The organism is Bacillus sp. AFS031507 (assembly GCF_002584635.1).
Taxonomy (GTDB): Bacteria; Bacillota; Bacilli; order Bacillales; family Cytobacillaceae; genus Neobacillus.
In genome coordinates this window covers 52,167-70,882 of the sequence record NZ_NUOW01000028.1, presented here as the reverse complement: position 1 = coordinate 70,882, position 18,716 = coordinate 52,167, and the positions used below count along the sequence as shown (strand labels likewise).

The following is an 18,716-nucleotide window of genomic DNA, read 5'->3' as shown; positions in this document are numbered from 1 at the left end:
ATCGCAGTTGACCCATCGGTAATACCGCTTGGCAGTAAAGTTTATGTAGAAGGCTATGGTGAAGCAACGGCTGCAGATACTGGCGGGGCTATTAAAGGCAATCGAATTGATGTCTTTATTCCTGCTGAACAAGATGCCATCAATTTTGGGGTAAAACAATTAAAGGTAACCATTTTAAACTAACATACCCGTATGTTAGCCAGAAGATTCAAAGGACCCGAAATATCATTTCGTGGTCCTTTTTCATTTTAGCCATAACGAAGATCAATGATATCCATCCTTCAATATTTGTTATTAAAGTGCTGGTTAATCGTTTGACATGTATGAAGGAGGGCAGCCGCTAGCTTCTCTTCATTGCCATAAAAACGAATGGAGGGGAGCGGAATCGAGATAGCACTTAAATTTCCCATTCGATCAAAAATAACTGCGCCCACTGCACAAATTCCTTGAATATGCTCTTCCCTGGCAAAAGCTACTCCCTCTTTACGAACCACTTCTAATTCCTTTAACAGTTCATACCGACTTGTAATTGTCTGATCATTGAACTGTTGCATGTCCAGCGGTATTAATTTCTCAACCTCTGCTATAGGTAAGGAGGCCAGTATCGCCTTTCCGTTTGCCGTGCAATGTAATGGAAAAGACGCACCAGGTTGTGAAGTTGCTTGCAATGGATGCGGTGCGATTATTTGATCCACAAAAAGCACCTTACTGTTATCTAAAACGGACAGGTCTACCGTTTCATTAACTTGACGTGATAGTTCTATTAAAAATGGCCTGACTTCTTCTCTTAGATCACTCTGGACCGCAGCCGCTAGCAACGCAATCTCTGGCCCAAGACAGAAACCTTCATTAGCGGAAGCTGCTGAAACTAACCTCTCCTGTTCAAGAGCAGTCACAATTCTTTGAACCGTCGATCTGGCCAGACCTACTTCTTTAGCAATTTTCGATAGGCTTAATCCTTTTGGATGGTCTCTAAGAGCCCTTAGTATTTTAGCCGCACGAGTGATCACTTGAATATTGGATGTTTTCGTTTTATCCTGTTTATCGTTGTTCAAAAATATGAACTCCTTCCTCCAATCCATTCCTTCTATTATAACTGAAATTGGTCAAATGGCATCCAGTTTCTACAAAGGTGGTACTAATATCGTGTCACTGTCCATGCAAAAAAACCTATCACATACTGAATCTAATGGCGGATGTGATAGGTTTTTTTAAATTTTTTAATCTAATTGATAATAACTGCAAACCACTTGTCCAACAGCTTTAGCAGCTACTAGGAGTGCATCTTCATCGATATCAAATTTTGGATGATGATTGAAGTAAGGATTTTCTACTCCTTTTGGTGTGCATGCGATGTAAAAGAAGCAGGCAGGGAATTTTTCAGCATAATAAGCAAAGTCTTCGGATGGAGACATAGCCGGAAATTCTTTTACTTCTTTTATATCTTTATCATTTATGCTTCGTAAACTTTCTGCAACCATTGCCGTAAGCTCCGGGTTGTTGTATAAAGGTGGATAATCTGGGGCATAAGTAAGCTCACATGTTACGCCAAATTCTTCTTCAATTCCTCTTACAATCCGTTTAACTTCTTTCTCAATCGTTTCTTTTGTTTCTACAGTCATATAGCGAATATCGCCTTCAAGTTCGACGCTGTCCTTGATTACGTTGAATGTCCCTTTTCCATCAAAGGATCCGATTGTGATCACACCGACATCGAATGGACTTAATCTGCGGCTAACGATGGTTTGAGCAGCTGTAACAAAATGTGCAGCAGCAACAATGGCATCGTTAGCTAAATGAGGAGAGGAACCATGTCCACCTCTTCCTTGAACTTTCAATTTCATGTAAGCTCGTCCATTGAAGGAATACCCCGCATGATATCCTACAGTTCCCGCAGGTCCCATCGGTAACAAATGAATGCCATAAATGGCATCTAAGTCATCAATCAAGCCAGATTCGACAATACTTTTTGCCCCACCTGGCGGAACTTCTTCTGCATGTTGGTGAATGATTTTGATGGTACCTGGGATGGAGTCTTTTAATTGAATTAAGCAATCAGCCAAAACTAACAGGTAAGCCGTATGTCCGTCATGTCCGCACGCATGCATGACACCTTCATTCTTTGACTTAAACGGCACATCCGCTTCTTCTACAATTGGAAGTGCATCAAAGTCAGCACGAAGACCAATGGTTTTTCCAGGTCTTCCACCTTTAATCGTTACGATCATACCATAACCATTTCCAACATTCGTTTGTATATCAACATCTTTCCCTTTATAAAAATCTGCAATATACTGAGCCGTTTTCTCCTCTTTAAAAGAGACCTCAGGATTTTCATGTAAATGGCGGCGGATTTTGATTATTTCTTCATTACGTGATTCTAACATGCTCATTAATTCGCTTTTCATCATTTTCGTCTCCCCTTTTGATGGCAAAGAATGAAAGGAATCTCCATTCTATTCTTTCAATTAGTGACTTTCTGACGGTGTTGGTTTTGGTTTTGGTGTGCGTCTTGACTTTGTCGATGAAGCCTCTGAAGGTTTTCCTGCACTATTAGGAACCATAATCATAATCGAAAGAATAGAAAGTACCCCAAAAATCACGTTTACAATGATCCCAATGGATGCAGCAGTCTCAACACTTCCAGCCGCTGCAACTGAACTATAAACCGTTGCGGAAATGGCAACACCGAATGCTCCGCCTAGTGAGCTTGCCATTTTATAAATCCCAGCTGCTTCACCCACTTTGTTGGATGGGGCATTGGATACGGATGTATCTGTAGACGGCGTCGCATATACCCCAAGTCCAAGACCAAATAAGGCAAACCCAATGAATACGACAACGGTATAAGCAAAATCAGGCAAGAAGGTTAGACCCATAACCGCTACACCAACAGTCGTGATAACAGCGCCCCAAATCATTGGTAATTTCGCACCCACTCTTTGAAGGATTTTCTCTCCGACACGAATCATGCCAAGCACCGCCACTAAGTATCCAATGGATAGCATCCCTGACTGAAATGCAGTGAATCCTCGACCGACTTGAACATACGTATTTGCCACAACGAGCGTTCCGGCTACCGCATTTAACAAAAAGTTTGAGTATGTGGCACCTGCGTATGGTTTATTTTTAAATAAAGAGAAATCAATTAGTGCAATCTTTTTCCTTTTTTCAACTTTGAAGAAGACAATAGCTCCAATAATGGTAATAATGGCAGAGATGATGGAAGTTGGGCTTGTCCAGCCTAAGTCCGCACCAAATGTAATAAAAACGTTTAATGCGATCATGGTGACGATAAAGATAGCTAAACCACTATAATCGAATTTAAACTCACCGGTTCCTTCTGCTTTACTTTCAGGTGTATCTTTAATCAGCCACATGGCGAGAAGGGCAAATACAATAGAGAAGATAAAGATCCATCTCCATCCCATATAAGTTGCAATGGCACCACCTGCAAACGAACATACCCCTGAACCGCCCCAAGATCCAATGGACCAGTAACTAAGGGCACGTTGTCTGTCTTTTCCATCAAAGTAAGCTTTCATTAAGGCAATCGTTGATGGCATAATACAAGCTGCGGAAAGTCCTTGAATGATACGTCCGATAATTAACAATGTCGCTCCTTGCGCTAATACTAGGCAAAGGGAACCGACAACGCTTAAAATTAACCCGAGATAGGTAATTTTTTTGCGGCCAATTTTATCTGCGAGCCCACCAGCCGCTACGATAAACATTCCAGAAAATAAGGCTGTTAAGCTGATGGCTATATTCAATGTTCCGGATGTAATCCCCAAATCTTCTTGAACGGCCGGGACCACATTGACCATTGCTTGTGCAAAAAGCCAAAATGTGATAACGCCGAACACAATCCCTGTGATCATCTTATCTGTACCTTTATAATTTGTCTCCATGGTTAAACCCCCTACACTTTTATTAAGTTTGTATTCTCCTAATGAATGAACCTTAAAGCACTTAATAACTAACAGGAACACATGGTTGTGTTTCTATACCTTGATTATAAAAATTTAAGCGTATTTAAGTGAGTCAATTTTTATGTAAATCAACATAACAAAGTGTAAAATAATTAACCTGCAGTTTTATGAGGTAAAAATAATAGGGTCGATTTTTGCCATTCCCAACAAGGAAAGGGTCCACACCCGCCATCCTATATACATTTCAAGTGTATAAGGCCGCGGGGTTAGACCCTTTTAGGTTGTCCTCATTTCGATATTTATGTATCAATCTTATCGATAGGTTTTTCGAATATCGAAAAAGTGAACAGCATTGCTTGTTAAATAGGAATAAAATGACCAATCATCTTCAATGGATTCATCGAAGATTTCTAAGGAAGGCCTGCTGGAATTAATAATATAATCAATAATTTCAGCATCCATACCATGCTTACTGTTCAAGTTCCACCATTTTGTATACAAAGCTCCATGATCTTTATCAAATACATGCTTGCGTATTTGATATTCCCCTTTAGGCATTCCAGTAATTGTTACGTGAATTTCTTTATTGAGTTTTTGAAGAAAGGTCTCTTCAACGGAGAAATACGGATTGATGATATTACAATTCATCAGAATCAATTGATATCCCCGCTCATTCTTTGTCATTACGTAATCCTGACCATGTGCAACAATCTCGCCATGTAGGCGTTTTAAAAACATCAATGCAAAATACGCTGGGCGTTTTCCGTTTAGATAATGGAATAATTCAACGCCATCCATTCGATATCGCTTATCTTTTCCTGCATCTTCATGTACGATGGTATTAATCCAGAGAGCAACTGTTTTCACGTCACTGGCTATATCTAAGACATTTTTCAAGACCAATGCTCCTCGAAAAAAAGTGCCGTTCGTATACCTAGTATTTCCAGACAACGTGTTCCATGATACGAGATGAAGCGGTTTTTCCATATTGTTCCTTTTTAAATAATACTTCATCTTATCGGTTTTTTCTTTAATATAATCCTTTGCTAAATCGAACTTGGTATCCGCCATTTCTTTAAAATCAATGACCTCATTTTGGTTAGCGTTATAACCGATAAAATCAATAGACACGCCATAATCTAGCTGCCATGCATGATTATCACTTGTCTTTTCTTTACGGAAAGAAAAAGGCATATACACTCCTACCTGAATGGATGGGATAATTGTTTTCAATACTTCGTGAAGTTTTATATACACCCTCTGAAGTTCTTTTGCTTCGACTCCAGTATAGTACGGCTCATAAAACATCACATGCCATTGCTTAATAAACAATTCTCCGTACAGTTGCAAACAATGTCTGATGAATTGACTGAGTTTTGTAAAATATCCCTCTTCATTTCTCGAAATATCCATATAATCGGCCCGTACAAACAAAGATAAATCATGCTTTTTCATGAATTCCAAAGCACTATCAATATTAAAATACGGAGATGTTGTCGGAATCTCTTCATCTGTCTCCACCTCAGGAGGAATGGCTGTATTGCTAAAAAGATGACGAACTCCGATATACCTTAATTGCAAATCCTTTTTCACATCTAGTACTTGAGATCGGACATCTTCTTTTAATAATTCAATAATTTCTCCAATATTAAGAATGTGATTAGGACAATTTAATTTCATTGCCACAGGTTTGGACAAGTTTACCGGCAACTTTTCATATCTTGTCTCTGAATGGGTATAGGGTTTTTGTTCATCTAAAATCATGCTGCTTAATTTTGCTACAATTTCTGGTGATTGGACAAGATTTGAAGCATCTTCTTTGCTATAGCTTTGAACGGAATCTTCTTTTTGTACAGGATGGCTCTCTCGATATACATGAGGGGTCATTCCGTACACTTCTTTAAAAAAAGTTGATAAAGACTTTGTATTTGGGAAGCCATTATTCATGGCGATTTGCGAAATGGAGTCAGACGTATAAAGCAAATCTTTCATACTATGCTTAAGCCTGATATTCATTAAAAAACGACTAAACCCCATCCCCATTTTCTGTTTAAAATAGCGGGATAGATAGCCTGTTGAAAGAAAAAATTTCTTAGCAATCTCCTCTAATGTAATCATCTGGTCATAGTTTTCTTCCATATAGTCAATGATTTGCGATAAACGCAGATCCCCGGTATCCATTTTCTCAAGAACACTGCCTTCTTCTTTAAAACTACGAATCAGGATAAGTAACATTTGACAGATATAGCTTTTCACCTCAATTCGATAGCTTTCATCTTGTCTATAATAACTAATCATCACATTTGCAAGTAGCTTGCGAATTGAAAAAATCATATCTTCTCTTCCCAGATCAATTTCTCTAGAATAGCAGTCAAATCGCCGATTTCGATAGTCCCCGTAATGATGGTCCATGAAGGCATCCGAAATGGTTAGTATCATTACCCTATTATTTTCACTCCCCTGGACCTGGTAAAGCTGATTACGATTAATGACAAGCAAATCATTTTCTACCATATGATAAAAGCGACTAGATGTTTCTATTAATAATTTACCACTAATTACCAGAATAAATTGAATCCCTTTATTTACTCTAGGAACTAGTAACTCAATATGTTGAAATAATATTTGAAAATCTGACAATGGATCCAACCCACTCACCCCTAACAAATGTGAACTGTCTTAACGGACACTCCAATCGGCGAGTTTTCATTTATACAACCAGCTTGATTAATTCATCTTTTGCCCGGACTTTCCCATCTATTGCTGGGACAACATCAACATATTGATTGGTATTAGTGATGACTATAGGAGTTTTTACATCAAAGCCTGCAGCTTTAATTTTTTCAATGTCAAATTGAATTAGCAAGTCGCCCTTTCTCACTTTATCCCATTGTTTTACTTGAGAAGTGAAAAATTGACCTTTTAAATTAATAGTATCAACCCCAATACAAATTAAGATTTCAGCCCCATCTTCTGATGTAATCCCAATGGCATGCTCGGTTGGAAATAGAGTGGTAACCGTTCCATCAACGGGTGAGATCACTTCGCCGTTTGTTGGTTCAATCGCAATTCCTTTACCTACCGTCTCAGTTGAAAAAAGCGGATCGCTAATTTCACTTAATGGAACAATTTCCCCGCTTAATGGACTTAAAATGGTTTCTCTCTTTACATTCGCTAGTCCAAATTCTTTCACCGTTTTGGCAGGGACTGCGTCGCTTTTCCCTTCATATCCAAATACAAGTGTCAGAACCAATGCGATAACTAATGCCGTTAAAGTACCCATTAAATATATTCCGATTGGTGTAAATACAGGAATCGACAAGAAACTTGGAAGAGCAAATGCCGTCCCTTTTACTTCAAGTGCCCCATTAATCGCTCCGCCAATTGCTCCGGCTACTGCAACAAAAAGCATCGTTCGTTTGTAACGTACTAGGATACCGTATGTAAGGATTTCTGTTGTACCTGCCAAGGCACTAGGGATAAGCCCTGATGCAGCTAGCGTTTTCAAATTTTTATCTCTCGTTTTAAAGAACACCCCAAGACCCATCCCGATTTGAGCGAAAGGAGCAGCTGATATCATCGCGCTAAGCGGATCACCGCCAGTCGCAAGATTTGCAATAAATATTGGAATTATGGCCCAGTGGAGGCCTAATATAGTCAGGAATGACCATGCAGCTCCCATCACCGCTCCAGTTAACATTCCACTTTTTGAACTTAAAAATTTGATAACCACTGCTAAGGCCCCGCCCACATATGTACCAAAAGGACCAAATACGAGTACGGTTAAAGGAACAATCACCATTAATGAGATAAGTGGATTTAGAAACATTTGTAAGTCTTTATAAATTACTTTTTTCAAAAACTTATCTAATACGGAATATATGGAAACAGCCATTAATATTGGAAAAACGGTTGAAGAATAATTTGCTAATATAACAGGAATCCCTAAGAAATCTACGTTTTGAGCATTTGCTTCAACTAAACTCGTATAATGCGGTTCCAAAAGTGCTGCACCGATCGCACCACCAACATAGCCGTTGGCTCCCAGTTTTAAGGCTAATGTAATCCCTAGAAAAACTGGGAAGAAATAAAAAACAGCATGTCCAGCTGCAGAAAGAATGGCATAGGTTCCGCTTTTAGCAGATAACCATCCTAAGGTCGATAAAATGGATAATAAGGCTGAAATTAATCCGGATCCAGCAAGTACCCCTAAAATAGGCGCGAAACTTCCACTGATTGCTCCTAAAATTTTATTCATGACCGTTTCTTTTTTTTCTATAGAAGCATCATTCGTATTAATCGCATTCATTTTTTTGATCTCCTTGTTTGAAATTTCACCTTAGATAAAACTATTTTTTATAAGCAGAAACCTTATCTTATGATTTCCGAAAAGGTAGAATTCAAACGAAGATAACCCTTTTTTAAAAATTTTTTAAACTATATAAAAAAGCCTCTCATTACCAAACGAGAGGCTCAAATTTTAGCAGTTATTTATGGTAAGGTTCACCGCACATGTCTAAGTGGCGGTTTTTCTTATCATTCCTATATGTTTCACGTGGAACAGGCAAACGGAAATGTAATTGATCAATCACTCATTGCTATGTTTAGGCATAAAAATCATGGACTTAAATAGATCCCCATCAATTTGAATTACAAATTTCCCCTTTTGTGCATCAATCAGGCTTTTTGCAATGGATAGTCCCAGCCCGCTGCCTTGACTGGATCTAGATTCATCGCCTCTTTTAAAACGCTCCATTAATTCATCTGCTGAAATATTTAACTCATAAGACGAAATGTTCTTAAAGGTAAGCAAGGCTTCGTTACCTAAATCTTCAATATCAATATAGACCCTTGACCCTTTAAGAGCATATTTAAAAATATTGGATAATACGTTCTCAATCGATCTCCATAATAATTTTCCATCAGCTGCAATATAGACCTTTTTTACAGGTTGATTGAACTTAAATTCTAATTCCAGCTCGTTAATCTTTTCACTTACTTCTCCCAGCCCCTGGATGATTAACGAACCAATATCGATTCGCTCCAACTGTACCGGAATGGTTCCGCTGGAGGCCTTTGCTGCTTCAAATAAATCATCTGTCAGGATTTTTAGTCTTTTAGATTTTTGATCCAGTACTTCCATATATTCTTCTATCTTTGATGGGTTCCTTTCTTTCTTCAATAGATCCACATAAGTGATAATGGATGTTAAAGGTGTACGTATGTCATGGGATACATTGGTGATGAGCTCCGATTTTAACCGCTCACTTTTCAGCTCGCTGTCCACAGCTTTTTTCAACCCATCTGTGATGCTATTAATATCAGCAGCAAGACTGGCAAACTCCCCCTTTTCACCAGCATCAATGCTGTGAGTAATATCTCCATCTTTTATTCTTTTTACCCCATCTCTAATAGCAATAAATGACTGGACTTTCTTTAAGGTAAACCAGGCAGCAATCCCTATGGTGACCGGGAACATAAAGAACGTTAAAGCAATCAATAGTGGATACCCAATTACAATGAGCACTGTCTTTACTCCGACACTTCCGCTATCATAAACATTTCTTACAAATTGAACCAGCCTAAAAATAATTTGATAGATTAAAGTATGCTTGAAGAACGTTCTATTCTTCATATGCCTCACTAGTGAGAATACGAACGAAAACACGGCTACAGAAATTGGGATTGTGATTAAAACTGCCCATTTGGAGACGTTTTGAATGCCCATCTCGGCAAGAATGGCAGCCCATAGCATCAATAGCATTAAACATAACACGAGGTTTAAATCAACATATAATTTATCGACTGGATGCAGGTGAAGTTCCTCATCCTTAAAAAACTTTCTACCGCTCACAAGCATCAGATAGAAAAAGAATATAATAAATCCTGCTAAGAATCCTAGAAAATGATAAAAGGCTTTTGTAGCATTTACTTTATTTTCATTCCACGTATTTATTTTCGAATTTAAAAAATCCTTCGTAAAAGCAATATAAATCATATGGTTTTCTGGGCCCAAGTCATCTATTTGCACTGAAACCCAATCCAAGTATTTATTCGCTTCTACTTTTTTTGGATAGACCTCTGTTTTATATCCATCAAACATCATATAAGATGGATAGCTTTTAAATTTTCCCTTTCATTCATCGTGCTGTTCGTAAATACATTTATGCCATCGCTTGCATAAAATAATGGATCTTTAACCCCTTTTATACTTTGCAACAGTAAATGGAATTCTCCTAAATCCCTCTTTATCAGCTTATCCTTTACCTGGGCTATTTTTTTAGCATTCTCCACTTTAAACTTTTCGTAGTTCTCCGCTTCGTTAAGATTTGGATTATAATTTTTTGAATCCAACTGATAATCAGAAAATAAGTCCTGCACTTCGATTCTTAATTCTTCCTTACTAATAGTCCCGCCCTTTAAAATATGTTCTTCAGTTTTATATTCTCCCACCAGCCTCGTGAGGTCACTTACAAGCATTTCACTTTCCATTATATATGACTTACTTAGAAAGTAATTGTCCTCAAAAACGATTCCAATATCCCCATCATTCGCCACAACTAAATCGCCAATTGCCTTTACGGCACCTACAAACAAAGCAATCATGATGATAAAAACAATTAGTTTTGTTGTAATAGAATGACTAAATTTTTTCAACCTTATATCCAACTCCCCACACCACCTTTAAATATTTAGGTTCTTTCGGATTGATTTCTATTTTCTCTCTAATTTTTCTTATATGAACAGTTACTGTATTTTCCGGACTAAAGGATGGTTCATTCCATACCTTTTCATAAATCTCTTCGATGGAGAACACTCTTCCGGCGTTAGCAATCAGAAGTTTTAAGATCTTATATTGCACGGGTGTAAGATGGACCGCCTCTCCATCAACAGAGATGTTTTTGCTTTCATCATCAATCACGAGCCCTCCCGACCGATATACATGGCTCTTGGTTTCAAGACTTCCTAATGTTGTATATCTTCTCAGCTGTGATTTAACTCTTGCGATCAGCTCCAAGGGATTAAAAGGCTTGGTTATGTAGTCATCTGCTCCTATATTTAATCCTAAAATTTTGTCGTAATCCTCAGATTTTGCTGAAAGCATAATCAATGGTATATTATTCTCTTCTCTAATTTTCATAGTCGCTCTTATTCCATCCATTTTAGGCATCATAATATCCATGATAATTAGATGAATCTCCTGATCACCTATAAGTTCAATCGCCTCTAGTCCGTTGGCAGCTTTGAAAATTGAAAAGCCTTCGTTTTCCAGGTAAATTCCGATTGCATCCACAATTGCCTGATCATCATCGCAAACCAATATGTTCATGTAAGCCACTCCTCTAAATTTATTGGAAATCCCAACTCCCCTTTATTATTTATTTTCATGTACTTTACATCTTTCGGCAAACATAAACAAAAGCTGGCGGGAACCGAATGCTGATGAAGTTAATAGTAACGGATATATCATACGAATTTATGGATAGATTTCTTAAGAATTTCTTAACGTTTTTTAATAGGGGCGATGCTCAGTGAAATAAGGGCGCTGAAAAACAAAAAAAAGCAGCCCTAAAGACTACTTTATCAGAAAAACTTTTATTTATATTTTCCTTAGTTACTTTTGAACAGGATTGGGACCAGGATCCAGTATAAATCATCAGGGATTTCCTCTAACTACTATTAAACATCCTTTTACGACTATCTTTTCTCCACATTTTCCTTCTACTCTTATTTTATTCTCCGCTTGTTTGATAGTCAGTGTTACTAGATCTCCCACATAAACAGGGGAGATAAAGGTAAATTCATACTGATTCAACAACACTTGAGGAATGAGAGATTCATTCGAAAGTACACTTAACACTTTGGCCACTGTTAACATTCCATGGGCAATTTTATTAGTGAATCCTTGTTGTTTCGCCGCCTCCATATCTAAATGAATTGGATTGTAATCACCGGAAATGACAGCATATTGTTCAACGTCCTTTTCGGTAATTTGAAAGGTAATCATATTCATGACAAACCACCCAAAATCAAATCAGATATTCCTTCAAAACAAAGTTTTCCATCCCTATTATATAAATATAGCGTTTGTTTAATAAAAGTAAGGTTTTGACGTTGAAATTGATCTGTAACTTCAACTATCGCTCTATAGACCTCATCAATATACATTCTCTGATGCTGAATACATTTCTGTTTTCGATGAATAATAGGATGTTGCAGCTCCCATGGGGGGGCAATCCATTTATAAGCCATCATTGGCATTGTTGGATGAAGAGGAATCGTTTCGAAACCATAGTCTTTTGCCCTCTCCGAACTCTGATAGATAGGATTTAGATCACCAATCAATTGGACAATTTGTTGCACATCTTCTTTATTAAAAATAATCTCATGTTCCTTAGTTTTCATGTTACCACCTCGAATAGGACCGCTACTCCGACTCCTCCACCACTCCCAATCGCGGCTAGTACATATTTAATATCCTTTCGTCTTTGTACTTCGTAGAAAAGCCTCGTGATCATGATACTTCCCGAAGCCCCATAAGGATGTCCTATCGTTAAAGCACCTCCGCCCACATTTAACTTGTCATAAGAAATAGAAAGTTCTTTTGTACAGGCAACAATCTTAGAGGAGAAAGCTTCGTTTATTTCAATTAGGTCAATATCCTCAATGGATAACTGGTTTCTTTTTATTAAGTCTTGAATAGCCGGAATAGGGGCTTCTCCTGGATAATTCGGAAGTACACCTGAGACTTCACTATCCAAAAATCGTAAAATAGGCTGGAATCCATTATTTAATGCCATGTTTTCTTCCATGACAAGTACAGCTGAAGCCCCGTCATGTATCCCACAACTGTTCGCTGCAGTAACCGTACCGTTCTTTTTAAATATTGGCTTCATCCTATTTAAAAGTACTTCCATCTTTCTTTTCCTAAAAAATTCTTCATCTTGGTGGAGATCTCCAATTTGAATGATCTCTTGATTAAAATATCCTTTTTCGTAAGCTTCCCAGCTACGTTTATAACTTAAAAGCGCATATTCATCCTGCATTTCCTTTGAAATAGCATATTTTTCAGCCACATATTCTGCTGCAACGCCCATATCTGGATCGCCAATTTTTTCAGGAGAAAATCTTGCTCTAGATGGAAACGGAGAGGTACTCGTACTTTCTACACCACCAGCGATATAACAACAGCCAGCTCCGCCTTGGACAAAATAACATGCCATTCGAATCGCCTCTAACCCTGCACTACATTGACGGTCAATTGTGATTCCCGGTACAGAAAGAGGAAGTCCTGCTTCTAATGCAGCAACTCGAGCTACGTTTCCACCTGGTCCAACTACATTTCCCAAAATGATGTCTTCTATCTTTTCCTCCAATCCATTCGCTAAATGTTGGAGGATAGGAGCTGCAAGCTCATGTGGCTGAATATCTCGTAAGATTCCACCCATTTTTCCAATTGGTGTTCGTTTCGCTTCGACAATTACCGCTCTTTTAATCATTGACCACCTTTTTTTCCATTTGTTTTATTAGCTCAGCACGAGCTATCTTGCCACTCGTTGTATATGGCATTTCAGATAGAAAAAACCACTTACGTGGAATTTTGTAAGAAGATAAATGTGTCTTACAAAATCTTTTTAACTCTAATTGGCTACCCTTTCCTTTCACTACCGCAGCAACAACCTGACCCCAATACGAATCTGATAGGCCTATTACAGCAACTTCTTCGACATCTGGATGTAAGGAAATCACTTTTTCTATTTCTTCAGGAAAAATATTTATTCCTCCATATAAAATCATATTTTGTTCACGACCTACAATATATAAAAAGCCATCCTCGTCAAAATACCCCATATCATGGACTGTGGCCCAGCCCCCTTCATCTTGAATAGAATGAATAGACCTTCCAGCATGATCCAAGTACCCATTTATCATCAATTTACTTCTTACATATATTTTTCCGGTCTCATTTGGCTTTGCTAATTCCTGATCTGGACGCCGTATTTGTACCTCTACACCATAACAAGGCTTTCCGACAGTTGTAGCCTTCTGAATACCTTCTCTATCGGGAAGTACAGTAATGAAACTCAATTCGCTAGCCCCATAAAACTCGTACATAGTCATGTTAGGAAACATATTACGGATTTCTAATTTCGATCTATCCGACCATTTTGCACCAGATGAAATAATTTTTATAGACTTATCGACTTGGATTCCTTCTTTCAAGAATGCTTCTACCATTGTCGGAACTACATATATCGTTGTAATTGGAAAGGAATGTACCCATGATAGTCCTTTATTAGGAGAGAACTTTTCTAAAAGAAAGACGGTTCCACCTAAATACAAAGTGCTAATGGCTCCATACAGAAAATGAGAATGGGTTAAGGCTCCAGAAATAAGAACATGATCGGATTCTTCTAACCCGAAATCAAAACGATTGCAATCAAAGCTAGCCACCCACGAATCTTGCGAGCGAACAAATGCTTTTGGTTTTCCGGTTGTACCAGATGTAAATCCAATGTAAAAAGGCAGATTTCCTTCCGTTTTCAATACAGTTGTAGGATCGAACTGAGAGATTTCCTGTAAACTATCATCCAAAATCATTACATTAGGAATACTTTGTTCGATTTGAGAGTAAATTTCTCTAGTTGTGACAATGATAGAAGGATGTGAAAGTATCACCCTTTTTTCCAATTCGGTTATCTTCCATTTCAAATCATATGGAACAGCAATCCAATCTGCCTTGGAGGCTCCTGCAAAGAGCTGTAGGAAAGGGATACCGTTCGGCAAAAGGATTCCTATTGTTTTATTTTCTGAATGAAGAGAATGAAGCCAGTTCGCTGTTTGATTGATTAATTCATACCATTCTTGATAACTGATTTGTTGATGATTCGTATGGATTGCGATTTTGTCTGGGGATAATTTTGCGAAAGTCTTGTATGATTCTGTAATATTTCCCATGATATATCTCCTCTATAAAAAAGAGACACATTCTGGTGCCTCTTAAGATTTAGATATTTTTAGATAAGTTATTGGAATAACTTGTTGCTAATGCGCGTGAAAAAACTGGGTGTTTTCTTAGTCTGTAAACTAAAATAGAAGCTAGTATGGCTTTTAAGACATCCCCTGGGATATAAATTAAACTTAACTGAACAGCTTTTAAAAGAGGAATGCCCATCATAAATGCTTGGATAGGAATTCCAATTAAATAGATTAATAGAATTCCAACCGTCAGATTAATAAATAAAATATGTTGTATTTTTAAAGTTTGAAAACGTGATAGTAGATAACCAATACAGAAAGCCGTAATAGGCCATGAAATTATATAACCAACACTTGGTCCGACAAATACACTTAGTCCACCTCTTCCTCCAGATAGAAGAGGCATTCCAGCAGCGAGAAGTAATAAAAAGATCGTTTGGCTCATCGCCCCTAATCTTGCTCCCAATACCCCTCCCGCAAGAAGGACACCTAGAGTTTGTAATGTAATGGGAACTGGTGTAAAAGAAAGCATAATAGGCGGAACTACTCCTAGAGCACCCATGACAGCGGCAAACACTGCTACAAAGGTAATTTCTTTAATTTTCATTCTTATCTCTCCTAATAATCAATATGTACTATTTACAACTATGATAATAATGATTCTCAAATTAAATGTCAACCTAGTTTTAAATCTGGTTAACATTTAAAACGTTATTATTCAAAATAGTATGGATTTGTTATTGATAGTAATTTTACAAGGAAGGTAATTCAGTATTCATGCAAAAAATCATACAAGATAACATACAAACTTATAGTGATTCACTAATTAGTTTTCTTCTAATCTCTAAGTTTTTTCTTGAAATTACAGTATAGCGAGACTTTTGAATGTGCTGCTTACGTTGAATAAAGCATAAAAAAATGGCTTGGTAAGCATACCAAGCCATGAGTTCATCCTATTGGTAAACCTCACTTACTTATCAGGTTGTAACGTCTGAGTTACTTCCATAAAATACATTTGTTAATTGCCAAAAAAAATCGATAGAATTTTCCGGTTTCTTTATTATTAGAAATAAACCTCATTTACCTATGATGCGGTTCTCCGTATCGATCTAAATAATTAAGAAGTTCGCCACTTTTTTGAAATCTCTTCAATATGATGAGGTGCTGTTCTGCAGCATCCTCCTATTAGTCGTGCCCCTGCAAGGTACCATTCTTCAGATTTAAAGTCGAGCCCATTACATAATTCTTGACCATGCCATGTTTTAGTTTCTGGATTATAGGTTTCACCAGAGTTCGGATAAACAATAATCGTTTTTTGGGTGTTTGTTCGCAACTCGTTGATAGCTTCCGTCACGATTGTCACTGGTGCACAATTGAGACCAATGGCAACAATTTGTTCGTTGTCATCAAACACTCTCGCACACTCTGCCAGCGGCGTACTGTCACTTATCGCTTTCTCATTTTTCAAAGAAAAGGATAGCCAGGCATATGTATCTGGAAATTCCTTCAACAATGAAGCTAATACCTTCGCTTCCTGCAGGGAAGGAATCGTTTCAAATGCTAATAGATCAGCACCTGCTTCAATCAACGCTGACATTCTTGTGCGATGAAAGTCTATTAATGTTTCATCTGTAACACCGTAGTTTCCCACATACTCTGAACCATCGGCTAGGTAAGCCCCATAAGGTCCAACGGATGCGGCAACCAATGGCTTAGGTCTATTGGGTTGTGAATTTTCCTGCCAAAAATCATCTCTTGCTTTTCTCGCAAGTAACACCGTTTTCTTAATTAGTTCTAAAGCTTCTTTCTCTTGGATACCACGCTTGGAAAAGCCGTCAATGGTTGCTTGATAGCTTGACGTTATGGCACAGTCCGCTCCAGCACGGAAATAGTCAGAATGAACCTCATAAATCAATTCTGGATTTTCTAGTAATACGCGTGCAGACCAGAGGGGATCGTCCAAATTACACCCATGCGACTCAAGCTCTGTGGCTAACGCTCCGTCCAGTAGCATAATGGAATGTTCGGATAAAATAGCCTTAATAGGGTTGTTTTTGTTGGACATAACCTACTCCTCTTTTCTTTAAACTTTGGGTTAAATAATAACTTGCATAGCAAAACAATATAAATGGAATGCCACAATATAAGGCAATTCGTTGTGTAGGGTCAAATGCGATTCCAATACATGAAGCAAGACAAAGGATAAAGGAAGCGATAGGTATCAAAGGATAGAATGGTGTACGATAAACCAAGTCCTTTACGGAATTTCCATCTTTAATATATTGTCTGCGAAATAAAAACTGTGAAGCACTAATACTCATCCAAACTACCACCACAGCTAGGCCCGAAATAGATACAAGTACGATATACACTGTATCTGGTGCAATAATACTTGAGAACAAAGCTAAACCACCGCCAAACATGCTAAAAATGACTGCATATATTGGAACACCTTGTTTTGTTAATTTTGTAAAAATGGGTGATATCGTATTCTTATCTGCTAGTGACCAAAGCATTCTTGAAGAGGCATAAAGACCTGAGTTTGCAGCAGATAGAATGGCTGTTAATATGACAAAGTTCATAATATCCGCTGCATATGGTACGCCAATTTGTTCAAGAACGGCAACAAAGGGGCTCTCTAATACTCCTGCATCTGAAGTAGGCAATAATGCAGATAATACAACAATCGTTCCTACAAAAAAGATAATCAATCTCCACAATGTTGTACGAATGGCCTTTGGTATCGTTTTTTCCGGATTTGCTGTTTCCCCCGCTGCAATTCCTATTAATTCCGTTCCTGAAAAGGCAAAGTTAACCGCAAGCATTGTCATGACAATCGCAAAAGCACCATTAGGAAATAAACCTGCACTTGTAAAATTAGAGAAGTACGGTGCCGATTGGGAATGAGTCATCGGAACAAAACCTACCATTGCCGCTGCTCCTACAACAATAAACAGAACAATCGCTATTACCTTTATAGACGCAAACCAGAATTCAGATTCAGCAAAAAACTTAACCGTCAGTATATTTAAGACAAAAACCAAAATAGCAAACAGCAAACTCCAAATCCAGACATTAATGGATGGAAACCATCGCTGCATTAATAATCCTGCAGCCGTAAATTCAGAACCTAAAGCAACAGTCCAGGTTAGCCAGTACAACCAAGCAACTGTATACCCAGTCCCTGGTCCAATATATTTAGTCGCATAACTGTGAAAGGCACCAGTTTCAGGCATATGTACGGAAAGCTCTCCTAAACATAGCATGACGAGATAAACCACTAGTGCACCAATCAGATAGGAGAGAATGGTCCCAAACGGGCCAGCTTGTTGGATTGTGTAACCCGAACTTAAGAATAATCCTGTTCCAATCACCCCGCCGAGCGATAGCATAACTAAATGCCGTGTTTGCATTTTTCTTTGAAATTTTTGCTGGCTTTTCTTCTCCATCATAGTCTCCTTTTTCCTACATCCAGAAAAACAAAAAACGCACTCAGATAAATGAGTACGTTACTGACAAATAATAACGTGGCTCTTATCTATCAAGGCATCACACCCGATGGAATTAGCACAGTGTCTTATTAGACCTGCTGCTGAGGTTTCATAGGGCCAGTCCCTCCACCTCTCTGGATAAGAAATATTTTTTTAAACTTTATCAATCTATTAAATAATTGTCAATATATTTCTGAGTTTTTTAAATTTTAAAACCTTATAAGCAAAAATATTATAATTATGCTTATCTAATATAAATTCAAGTAAAAATTTCGCCGTTACTTATGATACGGTTCACCGTATGTATCTAAAT

General features: G+C 37.9%; 16 protein-coding genes and 1 riboswitch. Of the genes, 1 reads left to right on the top strand and 15 read right to left on the bottom strand.

The window, feature by feature from the left end; translation table 11 throughout:
- On the top strand, positions 1-183 hold a 183-nt coding region (locus COE25_RS23630), incomplete at its 5' end, for a 3D domain-containing protein (RefSeq protein WP_180247584.1).
- 98 nt (positions 184-281) lie between these two features.
- On the opposite strand, the gene COE25_RS23625 is transcribed toward COE25_RS23630, so the two are convergent.
- The 15 genes from COE25_RS23625 to mmuP form a co-directional block, all read right to left on the bottom strand.
- Entirely contained in the window at positions 282-1,055 is a 774-nt protein-coding gene (locus COE25_RS23625) for an IclR family transcriptional regulator (protein WP_180247583.1), read from the bottom strand.
- Positions 1,056-1,220: 165 nt separating this feature from the next.
- Complete coding sequence (locus tag COE25_RS23620) at positions 1,221-2,408, bottom strand: amidohydrolase (RefSeq protein ID WP_098934375.1); 1,188 nt, start codon at positions 2,406-2,408, stop codon at positions 1,221-1,223.
- Between the two features lie 60 nt (positions 2,409-2,468).
- Complete coding sequence (locus COE25_RS23615; RefSeq protein ID WP_098934370.1) at positions 2,469-3,911, bottom strand: MFS transporter; 1,443 nt, start codon at positions 3,909-3,911, stop codon at positions 2,469-2,471.
- A 333-nt stretch (positions 3,912-4,244) separates the two neighbouring features.
- The gene (locus tag COE25_RS23610; RefSeq protein ID WP_218964338.1) at positions 4,245-6,581 is read right to left on the bottom strand and encodes a helix-turn-helix domain-containing protein; all 2,337 of its coding nucleotides are present in this window, start codon (positions 6,579-6,581) and stop codon (positions 4,245-4,247) included.
- Between the two features lie 61 nt (positions 6,582-6,642).
- Positions 6,643-8,241, bottom strand: coding sequence for a glucose PTS transporter subunit IIA (locus COE25_RS23605; RefSeq protein ID WP_098934369.1), 1,599 nt, complete (start codon positions 8,239-8,241; stop codon positions 6,643-6,645).
- A gap of 279 nt (positions 8,242-8,520) precedes the next feature.
- Positions 8,521-10,038, bottom strand: coding sequence for a HAMP domain-containing sensor histidine kinase (locus COE25_RS23600; RefSeq protein ID WP_257208939.1), 1,518 nt, complete (start codon positions 10,036-10,038; stop codon positions 8,521-8,523).
- Complete coding sequence (locus COE25_RS31825) at positions 10,035-10,589, bottom strand: hypothetical protein (protein WP_257208938.1); 555 nt, start codon at positions 10,587-10,589, stop codon at positions 10,035-10,037. The genes COE25_RS23600 and COE25_RS31825 overlap by 4 nt, the downstream gene beginning before the upstream one ends.
- The gene (locus COE25_RS23595; protein ID WP_088084844.1) at positions 10,576-11,262 is read right to left on the bottom strand and encodes a response regulator transcription factor; all 687 of its coding nucleotides are present in this window, start codon (positions 11,260-11,262) and stop codon (positions 10,576-10,578) included. The genes COE25_RS31825 and COE25_RS23595 overlap by 14 nt, the downstream gene beginning before the upstream one ends.
- 327 nt (positions 11,263-11,589) lie before the next feature.
- Positions 11,590-11,946 carry a MaoC/PaaZ C-terminal domain-containing protein gene (locus COE25_RS23590; protein WP_098934368.1) on the bottom strand — a complete coding sequence of 119 codons (357 nt, stop codon included), beginning with the start codon at positions 11,944-11,946 and terminating at the stop codon, positions 11,590-11,592.
- The gene (locus COE25_RS23585; RefSeq protein WP_098934367.1) at positions 11,943-12,338 is read right to left on the bottom strand and encodes an FAS1-like dehydratase domain-containing protein; all 396 of its coding nucleotides are present in this window, start codon (positions 12,336-12,338) and stop codon (positions 11,943-11,945) included. Before COE25_RS23585 ends, COE25_RS23590 begins: the two co-directional genes overlap by 4 nt.
- Positions 12,335-13,429, bottom strand: coding sequence for an acetyl-CoA C-acyltransferase (locus COE25_RS23580; RefSeq protein ID WP_180247585.1), 1,095 nt, complete (start codon positions 13,427-13,429; stop codon positions 12,335-12,337). The genes COE25_RS23585 and COE25_RS23580 overlap by 4 nt, the downstream gene beginning before the upstream one ends.
- Entirely contained in the window at positions 13,425-14,891 is a 1,467-nt protein-coding gene (locus tag COE25_RS23575; protein WP_098934365.1) for an AMP-binding protein, read from the bottom strand. Before COE25_RS23575 ends, COE25_RS23580 begins: the two co-directional genes overlap by 5 nt.
- 49 nt (positions 14,892-14,940) lie before the next feature.
- The gene (locus COE25_RS23570) at positions 14,941-15,519 is read right to left on the bottom strand and encodes a biotin transporter BioY (RefSeq protein ID WP_098934364.1); all 579 of its coding nucleotides are present in this window, start codon (positions 15,517-15,519) and stop codon (positions 14,941-14,943) included.
- A 510-nt stretch (positions 15,520-16,029) separates the two neighbouring features.
- The gene (gene mmuM / locus COE25_RS23565; protein WP_098934363.1) at positions 16,030-16,977 is read right to left on the bottom strand and encodes a homocysteine S-methyltransferase; all 948 of its coding nucleotides are present in this window, start codon (positions 16,975-16,977) and stop codon (positions 16,030-16,032) included.
- Positions 16,952-18,361: an S-methylmethionine permease gene (mmuP, locus tag COE25_RS23560; protein ID WP_098934362.1), complete on the bottom strand. Its 1,410-nt coding sequence runs from the start codon at positions 18,359-18,361 to the stop codon at positions 16,952-16,954. The genes mmuM and mmuP overlap by 26 nt, the downstream gene beginning before the upstream one ends.
- Positions 18,362-18,443: 82 nt before the next feature.
- A riboswitch (SAM riboswitch) is annotated at positions 18,444-18,548 on the bottom strand.
- Positions 18,549-18,716: the final 168 nt, after the last annotated feature.

What these genes read in the sequence shown, in the direction of transcription:
- mmuP (WP_098934362.1), bottom strand. Translation starts at nt 18,361, where the DNA reads ATGGAGAAGAAAAGCCAGCAAAAATTTCAAAGAAAAATGCAAACACGG.
- COE25_RS23585 (WP_098934367.1), bottom strand. Translation starts at nt 12,338, where the DNA reads ATGAAAACTAAGGAACATGAGATTATTTTTAATAAAGAAGATGTGCAA.
- mmuM (WP_098934363.1), bottom strand. Translation starts at nt 16,977, where the DNA reads ATGTCCAACAAAAACAACCCTATTAAGGCTATTTTATCCGAACATTCC.
- COE25_RS23605 (WP_098934369.1), bottom strand. Translation starts at nt 8,241, where the DNA reads ATGAATGCGATTAATACGAATGATGCTTCTATAGAAAAAAAAGAAACG.
- COE25_RS23595 (WP_088084844.1), bottom strand. Translation starts at nt 11,262, where the DNA reads ATGAACATATTGGTTTGCGATGATGATCAGGCAATTGTGGATGCAATC.
- COE25_RS23590 (WP_098934368.1), bottom strand. Translation starts at nt 11,946, where the DNA reads ATGAATATGATTACCTTTCAAATTACCGAAAAGGACGTTGAACAATAT.
- COE25_RS23570 (WP_098934364.1), bottom strand. Translation starts at nt 15,519, where the DNA reads ATGAAAATTAAAGAAATTACCTTTGTAGCAGTGTTTGCCGCTGTCATG.
- COE25_RS23615 (WP_098934370.1), bottom strand. Translation starts at nt 3,911, where the DNA reads ATGGAGACAAATTATAAAGGTACAGATAAGATGATCACAGGGATTGTG.
- COE25_RS23575 (WP_098934365.1), bottom strand. Translation starts at nt 14,891, where the DNA reads ATGGGAAATATTACAGAATCATACAAGACTTTCGCAAAATTATCCCCA.
- COE25_RS23600 (WP_257208939.1), bottom strand. Translation starts at nt 10,038, where the DNA reads ATGATGTTTGATGGATATAAAACAGAGGTCTATCCAAAAAAAGTAGAA.
- COE25_RS23620 (WP_098934375.1), bottom strand. Translation starts at nt 2,408, where the DNA reads ATGAAAAGCGAATTAATGAGCATGTTAGAATCACGTAATGAAGAAATA.